The 9,551-nt window shown below is 62.6% G+C and carries 9 protein-coding genes and 2 pseudogenes; 4 read left to right on the plus strand and 7 right to left on the minus strand.

Annotated elements, in window-relative coordinates; all coding sequences use genetic code 11:
• From tssI to VK92_RS08545, 3 genes and pseudogenes are all read right to left on the minus strand, one after another.
• The coding region (gene tssI, locus VK92_RS08535) for a type VI secretion system tip protein TssI/VgrG (protein WP_048021154.1) at positions 1-915 on the minus strand (915 nt) is incomplete at its 3' end.
• A gap of 91 nt (positions 916-1,006) precedes the next feature.
• The gene (locus VK92_RS08540) at positions 1,007-1,525 is read right to left on the minus strand and encodes an Hcp family type VI secretion system effector (RefSeq protein ID WP_048021124.1); all 519 of its coding nucleotides are present in this window, start codon (positions 1,523-1,525) and stop codon (positions 1,007-1,009) included.
• A gap of 623 nt (positions 1,526-2,148) precedes the next feature.
• Positions 2,149-2,334: pseudogene (locus VK92_RS08545) on the minus strand (IS3 family transposase); the annotation flags it as partial.
• A gap of 290 nt (positions 2,335-2,624) precedes the next feature.
• Between VK92_RS08545 and VK92_RS41570 the strand changes: the two are divergent.
• From VK92_RS41570 to VK92_RS08560, 4 genes are all read left to right on the plus strand, one after another.
• Positions 2,625-3,146 (plus strand): hypothetical protein, encoded by a 522-nt coding sequence (locus VK92_RS41570; RefSeq protein ID WP_131723280.1) that lies wholly within the window; start codon positions 2,625-2,627, stop codon positions 3,144-3,146.
• A gap of 121 nt (positions 3,147-3,267) precedes the next feature.
• Positions 3,268-4,569, plus strand: a complete 1,302-nt coding sequence (locus VK92_RS08550; RefSeq protein WP_048021150.1) for a M16 family metallopeptidase — start codon at positions 3,268-3,270, stop codon at positions 4,567-4,569.
• Complete coding sequence (locus VK92_RS08555; RefSeq protein ID WP_048021121.1) at positions 4,566-5,912, plus strand: M16 family metallopeptidase; 1,347 nt, start codon at positions 4,566-4,568, stop codon at positions 5,910-5,912. Before VK92_RS08550 ends, VK92_RS08555 begins: the two co-directional genes overlap by 4 nt.
• Positions 5,913-6,166: 254 nt before the next feature.
• Entirely contained in the window at positions 6,167-6,421 is a 255-nt protein-coding gene (locus VK92_RS08560) for a hypothetical protein (RefSeq protein WP_021159790.1), read from the plus strand.
• Positions 6,422-6,485: 64 nt separating this feature from the next.
• Here VK92_RS08560 and VK92_RS08565 read toward each other — a convergent pair whose 3' ends face one another.
• The 4 genes and pseudogenes from VK92_RS08565 to VK92_RS08580 all read right to left on the minus strand — a co-directional run.
• Entirely contained in the window at positions 6,486-7,316 is an 831-nt protein-coding gene (locus VK92_RS08565; RefSeq protein ID WP_224052107.1) for a lysozyme inhibitor LprI family protein, read from the minus strand.
• A gap of 418 nt (positions 7,317-7,734) precedes the next feature.
• Positions 7,735-8,301 (minus strand): polyhydroxyalkanoate synthesis repressor PhaR, encoded by a 567-nt coding sequence (gene phaR, locus VK92_RS08570; protein WP_011549704.1) that lies wholly within the window; start codon positions 8,299-8,301, stop codon positions 7,735-7,737.
• A 119-nt stretch (positions 8,302-8,420) separates the two neighbouring features.
• Positions 8,421-9,161, minus strand: a complete 741-nt coding sequence (locus tag VK92_RS08575; RefSeq protein WP_006491801.1) for a 3-ketoacyl-ACP reductase — start codon at positions 9,159-9,161, stop codon at positions 8,421-8,423.
• Between the two features lie 134 nt (positions 9,162-9,295).
• A pseudogene (locus VK92_RS08580) lies at positions 9,296-9,551 on the minus strand (acetyl-CoA C-acetyltransferase); the annotation flags it as partial.

Here is a 9,551-nt window from a genome sequence, read left to right on the forward strand (position 1 = left end):
AATCAAGTCGAACGCGGTGCCCGGTTGCAGGCGCGCATCGTCGCCGTTCACCCGCGCGATACGCGCATCGCGACGGTGACCGCGCAGGCGGTCCTGCGTAAAGGCCTTGCCGCTGGATTCGTGCTTGTAGCGGCCCGGATAGTCGTAGCGCGCGTAGCCGCGGCTCTGGTGATCGAGGTCTGTGCCCTCGCGCGGGTACTCGTGCGGAAAGCGCGGGCTCTTGAAAGTGTAGTCGCGCTGCACCTGCCGCGCGGTGCGTACGCTCTCGGTATAGGCGAAGGTGCGCAGGCATGGCTGCGGCTGGTCGCCGCCCGGTGTCGGGTTATACAGCACCGGCTCGCCCTGCTGCCGGCCGAAGATAAACAGCCGATCGCAGTGGATCAACCGATGACCGTCGGCCTTGTGCTGGAAGGCGTAGAAGAAGCCTTCCTCGCGCAGGATGCGCTCGATGAAGTCGTAGTCGGTGTCGCCAGCCTGCACACAGTATTCGCGCGCCAGATGCTCGTTGGTGACACGCTGCTCGTAGTCCAGCGTCTGGTTGTGCGCCTTGAGCACGGCCGTAGCGATCTCGGGTACGCTCAGCGTCTGGAAGATGCGCCAATCAGAGGACAGCTTCAGTCGTGCCAAACGCGGCTCGACCACGGCGGAATAACGAGTGCGTCGAAAGCCCGTGTCACGCTGCACGAACGATGAGATGGCGCCATGCACGTAGCGCACGGGCAAGCCGCCCTGCCAGATCGTGAGCAGGCCGTTGTGATCGAGCACTTGGCCAAAGTCGATGGCAGGATTCGCGCTGGCCAATTCCACCTGCAACAGGAAGGTCTCGGACAGGCCTTCGTGCAGGGTGAACTCGACGACCTCGAATGATTCGTCGCCGGCGGTGAAGGTAAAGCACAGGTCAGTTCGATCAACCATGAGCATTCCTTACCAGCCCGTTACCGGACTGGTGGTCTACATGCTGAGTTGAGCGACCGGCGCAAGCGCCGGTCGCGCGGGTGACCCTGGCTTACGCTTCCTGGGGCTTGCGCCAGTCGTCCGAGGCTTCGGTGCCGGCGATGGCGTGGGTCCAGGTGATCTTGCGGTAGGCCATGGCGACCTTCACCAACTGGGTGTATTCGGCCTTAGTTGCGTCCTGCGCATGCGGCAGCACGGTGTTGATGTTGACGATGGTGGCGTCTTCGAGCTTGGTGGTGAAGAAGTGTTCCTGCTTGCCCTCGGTCGAAGTGCGGTACCACTTCACTTCCACTTCGGGGAGCATTTCACCGGAGGCCAGTGCTTGGTACAGCAGCGGCGTGGCCTTGTTGAGCGGCGACGTGAAGGTGAAGGGCTTGTGCACACGCTGGCCCGACGGCTGGCCGCTCTGCGGATCAGTCGGGGTAGCGATCAGGTGTTCGACTTCCTGGACCAGGATCTGGTCTTCGTGGCCTTCCTGGTAGACGTTGCCAACGGAGTCGGCGGTGAAGGCACCTTGCGTGATGTTGCCCTGGGTCTTGCCCTGGATGCTGATATAAGCGGGAGTCGGCATGGATGCAGTCCTTGTTGTTGGAACCGACACGGCCCTCTGACCGTGTTGCCATCGGCGATGACGACCTAGGTAATGCAATGCCCGTGCCAACTTTCGCGAATCGACATTTAATCCTTTAATTTCAGCGCACTAGATGGAATGCGAGGCGCTTCGGACAGACGACGAGGAACGCGAAGCTGCGAAAATTGATTTTTTGACCGGCATTTCGGGCCATTCATGGCCCGCACAAACGCAAATCATTGAAAATAAAAAGAAATAGCCGGGCCACTTTTGGCTCGATCGGGCCACGAATGGCCCAACCACTTTATGTGGGCGACTCATTCGGATAACCAACGGATGCCTTAGTGCCGCGCGGCGCCTGCTCTACCCAAGCGAAATGGGACAAGGAGAAAGGGAGCGGTCAAAGGAAGGGGGACGAGGGGAAAGGTCCTACCCGAAAAGGGAAAAGGCTATCGAACCACACCGCCCACCCTGGCTGGAACGGTCTGCATCATGCGCAAAATACAGACGACGTGCACACCGGATTGCCCGTTGTCGCGTGGCACATGCCGATCTGTATCTGCTGCTTCGAAAAAGGAAAAGGCCGTCCATAAACTGACCCCACGAAGTTGGACGATTAAAGGCTAGACGCCCAAGGACTGAGTTCTGTATTGCACGGGACTCAGTCCTTTCAGTTTGAGCTTGATGCGTTCGTGGTTGTAGCAATGGATATAGCGCTCCAGCGTCTGGCGTAATTGCTCCATGCAAGTGAAGTGCTGTTGCTTGAAACACTCGGATTTGAGGGTGCCGAAGAAGCTTTCCATCGAGGCCGTTCTGCAAGAATGAAATAGCCCGAAGAAACCAGGCAGGTCACGGTCATACCGACGAATACGCCGGTTCTGCCCCAAGAATTCGAACTCGTCTCATTTCACGATGATGGAGCGCGAAGTAGCATCGCACCTGAGCCTCCCTGCCCCCGCCTGCATTGTCACGTGGGGTCGAATTTGGCTCACCAGTTCGCAATGGGGCCGCGCTGCCTTCGATGTCACGACGTCGAGCCGCACGAGCCTGTCGATTGCGGTCGTGCGTCGATCGCCCTTACCCTGGAACGGGATGCCGAATGAAGGTCGCCACCTTGCGCGTGCTCGCGCGCCGACTTGCGATGTTGGTTTCCGTACCGGCCTCGATAAACACCGAAGCCGCCACGCCCCCGATGGCGGAACCGGCAACGCAGCATACCACCCGAGTCAACGCGGGCCGTTGGCCTCCGAACTTCTTTGCTTGCGACAGACTGCCCAGTCGTGCCTCCATTGCCATCACGCCCGACCGGGGCACCGGCGACGAGTCCCGATTTTCCGCCGATGCGTCAGCGTCGAACGGTCCCCTGCCTGCGTTGTTTGCCGCCAGCCCCCAGAGCGATGCGCCATCGAACAAGTCCAAGCCCGACAATCGCTTTCAGGTGATCTGCACATTCAAAGGAGATCGCGCCGTCTGTCGCTACGCATCGACGGTCAAACAGCGCATGGCCGTCAACGAGCGCATCACGGCATTGATGTCCCCGCCATACGCCACCGGTCAACGCGCATCGGAAAATATGAAAAACTTCACGTTCGCCGCGCTCGGCGCATGGCAGGTCAACTGACCTGCCGAGCCGGCGCCCCATCTTCCGCGTTCATCCTGCCCACACCAAAGGACGTTCCATGTCAGTACGACGTTTGATATGCACCGGGCTCTCACTGTGCCTGTTGATTGCAGGCACGGCGATGGCCCAACCCGTCGAGGTAGCGGGCTTTACCCACGTCCGCTCCTTGGGCGGTATCGACGAATACCGTCTGGATGCCAATGGTCTCACCGTGCTTGCCCTGCCCGACCCGGCAGCGACGGTAGTCAGTTTCCAGGTGTTGTACCAAGTGGGTTCACGCAACGAAGCCACCGGCACGACCGGCGACACCCACCTGCTCGAGCACCTGATGTTCAAGGGCAGCCGCCACTACAACACGGCGCTCGGCAACTCATTGAACAGCTACATGGAGCGAGTGGGCGCGACCTTCAACGCCACCACCTCGACGGACCGCACCAACTACTTCGGCACGCTCGGTCGCGATGCGCTGGAAGGCTACATCGCCATCGAGGCCGACCGCATGCGCAACCTCCTGCTGCGCCCGGAAGATCTGGCCAGCGAGATGACGGTAGTGCGCAACGAGTACGAGCGGGGCGAAAACAGTCCTTTCACCGCATTGTTCCAGCAGGTCATGGCCACTGCTTACCAGGCGCACCCCTATCACCATCCCACCATTGGCTGGCGCAGCGACATCGAGCATGTGAGCGTGGACAAGCTGCGCCGTTTCTACGACACCTTCTACTGGCCGGACAACGCAGTCGTCATCCTGGTCGGCGATTTTCGGCCGGACCAGGCGTTGGGCTGGGTCAGGCAGTACTACAGCGGCATCCCGCGCGCCCCCCAGGCCATCCCCGCTGTCACGACCGAGGAACCTCCGCAGCAGGGGCCGCGAAGGCTGGTGCTCAAGCGCGCCGGCGCAACAGGCAATCTGATCATTGCCTTCAAGGCGCCGCGCGCGCTTGATCCCGATGCGCCGGCCCTGACCGTACTGGGCCTGGTATTGAGCCAGGGCAAGAGCAGCCCGCTGTATCGCGCACTGGTTGACACTGCGATTGCCACGCATGCCGGCGCCAGTTTCCACGCGCTGCGCGACCCCGGTCCGTTCGTGGTGACGGTCAGCCTGCCGCCCGACGCGAAACACGAGCAGGCCGAAAAAATCGCCTGGACCGAACTGGAGCGCATCAAGACCGAGGGCGTCACTCGCGAGGATATCCAGCGGGTGCTGGGGCCTTATCGGGCCGATCAGATCTACCAGCGTGACGGCGTCAGCCTGACGTCCGCCCGACTGGGCAACGCGGTCTCGCTGGGCGACTGGACACGGTTCGTCACCGAGCTTGAAGAACTGGAGAAGGTAACGCCCGCCGACGTGCAGCGCGTCGCCCGCAAGTACCTCATCGAAAAACAGAGCACGACCGGCTGGTTCGTCCCGGAGAAATCTTCATGAAGCATGTTCGTTTCAATCATCTGCGGACTTGGTTCGTGTGGTTCGCCGTGCTGTGGCTGCCTGTTGCGGCTCAGGCCGGCATCGCCGACCGCGTCGTGCGCGCCCAGGCCGGCAGCATCGCGCTGCTGACCTATCCGATGTCGCCGCATGAAATGGTGTCACTGGTCGGCGTCATGCCCCTGGGCGACGCCGACGCGGCCAGCAAGTCAGCCAATCCGGCCGTGCCCCTGCTGACCGGCATGTTGTTGCAGGAAGGCAGCGCCCGTCGCGACAAGGTGGCGATCTCCGCGCTGCTGGACAGCCTGGGCGCGCAGTTGTCATTCCAGTCCGACGGAGGTTACGTCGGCATACGTGGCCAATGCCTGACCAAGGATCTGCCGACGCTGATCGACCTGATGGCTGACCAGTTGCGCCAGCCAGCCTTCAAACCTGAGGAACTGGCCAAGGCCAAGACCCGGCTGGAGGCCGCGGTCCGCAACGCCGGAGAAAACCCGTCGGTCCGGGCCACCGAGGCGCTGCATCGGTCCATCTACCCCGACTCGCACCTCAACGCCCCGGTGCCGCGCGAGCGGATGCTCGAGGCCATTGCCGCTGCCACGCTGGACGATATCAAGGCGTTTCATCGCACCTACTACGGACCGGCACATATGACGCTGGTGGTAGTGGGTGGAGCGGACCCGGGACGCCTGCAATCCACGGTAACCGAGGCCTTCGCGGGCTGGAGCGGTGGCAAGGCCCTCGTGCGACAGAGTCCGCCACCCAAGGCGAGCCAGGCCGACACGCAGCGAATCGCGATGAAGGACAAGGCATCCATCAGCGTGATGCTGGGTCAGGCCATCGACCTGCGCGCGAACGATGCCGACTACCTGCCCCTCAGCGCTGCCGTCAACATCCTGGGCAACGGCTTCACCGGCCGGTTGATGGCAGGGGTCCGAGACAAGGAAGGCCTCACCTACGGCATCCGTGCCAGCCTGTCCGGGCTCTCCCAGATGAACGGCGGATTCTTCATCGCCAGCAGCTTCGCCCCGCCCCTGCTGGACAAGGGCATTGCCAGCACGCGCCGCATTCTGGATGTCTGGTGGAAACAGGGCATCACCCAGGCGGAACTGGATGCACGCAAGGACGGCATGATCGGTCGCCATCAAGTCGCGATGGAAACCACCGGCCAGATGGCCGCCATGATCGCCCAGACGGTGCTCCAGGATCGCCCGCTGAGTGACCTGGACACCTATTCCGAGCGCATCCGCGCGTTGACCGTCGAGCAGGTCAACACCGCCATCCGCGCATACCTGGACCCCGCCAAGATGACGTTGGTGGAAGCCGGCACGTTTGCAGGGAAATAACGCCGCCTCGCTTCGTTCCGCGCCGCCCGGCTTCGGCCGGGCCGCTGCCATCGTACTGTCACGTTTATCCAGCGGGAGGCTCGCTGCAGGGCTCGCGAGAAAATCCTCGACGAACGCGTGTTCCGGTGAGCCGGAGCCCGGCGGGCCAGCACGATCCGCAAGCACTGGTGCACGACAATCGCTCCGGAAGCGAACCGCCATTATGCGAGAATCGGAACCTCCAACCGCTTCAATCCACCCACGACGGGGCCTGCATGACCACCCACATCACGATCGAATTCACCGAACACGCAGCAGAGGCCATCGGAGAACAAACCAGCACCAGCTTTTCCTACGATCAAGGCGGGCACGTACCGCAACCGGGCGATTTCGTCGAACTCGAGAATTCGCGCCAGACGTTTCTCGTGATCGGCCGAGTGTTTTCGCTCAAGGCCAACTACAGCGCCGTCAAGCTCGTGCTCGACCTCCCACCGTCGGACGACGATCAGGACTACGGTACGGCGCACTGAACGACGTCAAGAAATGAAAATGGCCCGCCATGGCGGGCCTTGCTGGAACACGAAACGCCATACGTCACCGCGCATCAGGAAACACCGACGCAGTCAGACACCGCTCAAACCACACCGCATCGTCTCCGTCGCCGATCGGCCACATTTCCGCATCGAGTTGCGGCAAACCGATTGCCGGCGCGGACGCACGCTTATCGTCACCGGACACCCCCGCACGCATCCAACCCGATTGCGCGCCCCCGTTATCGCACGCACGCCCATGCGCCTGTGCCTCGCAAAACGCCACCGGGCGCGCCCGCCCGCCATCGGCCGCGCTCACCGAGCGGTACTGATAAACCGCGCCAGTCGCCCAGTCCTCGCTCTGGCTGCAGATGCGCGTGCGATTCTGCACGTGCACCGCGCCGAAACACGCATACGAAACGTGCGCGCCGCTCGCATCGTCGGGGATGAAATCGCAGTTGCCATCGAAACCGGTCAACGGACCGCCCGTGAATTTCGCGAGCCACTGGCGTTCGGCCAGTGCTCGCGCGATCAGGCCTTTACCGGACTGATCCGCCAGCTCGGCGCTGCGTCGGTCGATTGCCTTGCGCACTTCATTGACTGCCAGCAGATGGCCGTCATAATCGGCATCGAGACGGTTGTTGCGCGCGGCGATCCAGCGGCGCTGGCTGCGCACGAGCATGTCGCGAATAGCAGCGTCCGGCGCGACCTTCAGCGCGCCCGCATAGGCCGAATTCATTCGCGCATCGGCTGCCCGCAGCGCGGGGCTCGTGCAGATGCGCTTCTCGACGGGTTGCGCGGCCTTCGTGCAATCCAGCGCCAGCGCCGGCAAGGCCAAACCCACCCCACACATGAACACCGAAGCAAGACCGGCCAGCCTGACGGTCGATGCCATCCGAATCCTTCGCATGCGCTCTCTCAGTTAGTTTGTTGTTGTCGGTCGCATCGGATCGACGCGGCATCGCCTCTCTCGCGTGCCCGGAACCGGTACCGCGCGTTGCCGTGCAGCGCCGCTCCGGGTGCGACAGGCACACACCCGCACCGGGTCGAACACATGCCCTCAAGCGCAACGTGCCCCGGCTTTCATTCACTGGTGACTGGATTTCGATCGACCGGACAATGGTCATACCCGCACCGTACACGGCGCGAGTGTGTCGTGCCGACGATCACGAACGATCGTCGGCGATGTCTTCCGGCAGGCGGCAGCCACGCATCGTTGTGCCCGGGCACCCGATCGGCCAACCCGCGCCGCCCTGCTTCGCGGCGCCGACGCCCGACGGCTCGCGCCGCCGCGGCCGGCCCGCCGCGAATCGCTACTTCTTCTCCGGCTCCGGCGCGCCCGGCTGCTTGAACGGGAACGTGCTGAACATCGACTTCGCCTGGTTCTGCATCTGCTCCTGCATCTGCACGAACATGTTCTTCGACTGCTCGATGTAGCTCGTCATCATCCCTTGCATCATCGGCGCCTGCATGTTCATGAACTGCGACCAGACTTCCGGATTCATCGCGTTGCCTTCGTACAGGTTCTTCGATTGATCCGCGAGCTTGTTCTGGATGTCGATGAACGCCTGGATGTTCTTTTCCAGGTACGTGCCCATCATGCCCTGCATCGCATGACCGTAGAAACGGATGATCTGCGACAACATCGACGACGAGAACATCGGCACACCGCCGCTTTCCTCTTCGAGGATGATCTGCAGGAGAATGCTGCGCGTCAGGTCTTCGTTGGATTTCGCATCGACGACCTTGAAATCCTCCTGCTCCAGCACGAGCTGCTTCACGTCGGTCAGCGTAATGTACGTGCTTGTCTCTGTATCGTAGAGCCGGCGGTTCGGGTACTTCTTGATGAGCCGTTCGGCCGTCTTCTTTGTAGTAGTCATGTAACGCCTTTGAGTGCAGCGTAGCGCAAGTGACGAATCCCCGCCGCCCGAATCCGGGAGGCGGGGGCCTTCGGAAAACGCCCGGCTGCGCGGCCACCCGGCCCGCGCAACCCGGACGCTCAGCCCATGTGCAGGCCGCCGTTCAGCGAGAAGTCGGCGCCGGTCGCGAAACCGGAATCGTTCGACGCGAGCCACGCGACGATCGAGCCGATTTCCTCGGGGCCGCCAAGACGCCGCACCGGGATCGTCGCAACGATCTTCTCGAGCACGTCGGGGCGGATCGCCTTCACCATGTCGGTGCCGATGTAGCCCGGTGACACGGTATTGACCGTCACGCCCTTCGTCGCGACTTCCTGCGCGAGCGACATCGTGAAGCCGTGGATACCGGCCTTCGCGGTCGAATAGTTGGTCTGGCCGAATTGCCCTTTCTGGCCGTTCACCGACGAAATGTTGATGATGCGGCCCCAGCCACGTTCGACCATCCCGTCGATCACCTGCTTCGTCACGTTGAACAGGCTCGTCAGGTTGGTGTCGATCACTGCGGTCCAGTCTTCGTGCGTCATCTTGCGGAACACGACGTCGCGCGTGATACCCGCGTTGTTGACCAGCACGTCGATCTCGCCGACTTCAGCCTTGACCTTGTCGAACGCTTCCTTGGTCGAGTCCCAGTCGCCGACGTTGCCTTCCGATGCGATGAAATCGTACCCGAGCGCCTTCTGGTCCTCGAGCCATTTCACCCGGCGCGGCGAGTTCGGGCCGCAGCCTGCGACCACCTTGAAGCCGTCTTTCGACAGGCGCTGGCAGATGCTGGTGCCGATGCCGCCCATCCCGCCCGTTACGTACGCAATTCGCTGAGACATAAATCTCACTCCATTTTTTGGTTTCGAGAGCTGCCGGAGCCCCCTCTGACTTCACGTGACGCCGGCCGAAGCCGCAATCGGCCGGCGCACGGATTCGGTTCGCCGGTGGCGAACGGCCGGTTGCGAACGGCCTGTTACGGACGCTCGACCGCGAGCGCGACGCCCATCCCGCCGCCGATGCACAGCGACGCCAGCCCGCGCTTCGCGTCACGCTTGGCCATCTCGTGCAGCAGCGTCACCAGGATCCGGCAGCCCGACGCGCCGATCGGGTGACCGATCGCGATCGCCCCGCCGTTCACGTTCACCTTCGACGTGTCCCAGCCCATCTGCTTGTGCACCGCCAGCGCCTGCGCCGCGAACGCCTCGTTGATCTCCATCAGGTCCAGGTCG

The sequence above is a fragment of the Burkholderia sp. LK4 genome, assembly GCF_001043615.1.
In the GTDB taxonomy this organism is placed as follows: Bacteria; Pseudomonadota; Gammaproteobacteria; order Burkholderiales; family Burkholderiaceae; genus Burkholderia; species Burkholderia cepacia.

Excerpts from the sequence above, each read along its gene's own strand:
- VK92_RS08555 (WP_048021121.1), top strand. The coding sequence starts at position 4,566 with ATGAAGCATGTTCGTTTCAATCATCTGCGGACTTGGTTCGTGTGGTTC.
- VK92_RS08565 (WP_224052107.1), bottom strand. The coding sequence starts at position 7,316 with ATGGCATCGACCGTCAGGCTGGCCGGTCTTGCTTCGGTGTTCATGTGT.
- phaR (WP_011549704.1), bottom strand. The coding sequence starts at position 8,301 with ATGACTACTACAAAGAAGACGGCCGAACGGCTCATCAAGAAGTACCCG.
- VK92_RS41570 (WP_131723280.1), top strand. The coding sequence starts at position 2,625 with ATGAAGGTCGCCACCTTGCGCGTGCTCGCGCGCCGACTTGCGATGTTG.
- VK92_RS08550 (WP_048021150.1), top strand. The coding sequence starts at position 3,268 with ATGGCCCAACCCGTCGAGGTAGCGGGCTTTACCCACGTCCGCTCCTTG.
- VK92_RS08560 (WP_021159790.1), top strand. The coding sequence starts at position 6,167 with ATGACCACCCACATCACGATCGAATTCACCGAACACGCAGCAGAGGCC.
- VK92_RS08540 (WP_048021124.1), bottom strand. The coding sequence starts at position 1,525 with ATGCCGACTCCCGCTTATATCAGCATCCAGGGCAAGACCCAGGGCAAC.
- VK92_RS08575 (WP_006491801.1), bottom strand. The coding sequence starts at position 9,161 with ATGTCTCAGCGAATTGCGTACGTAACGGGCGGGATGGGCGGCATCGGC.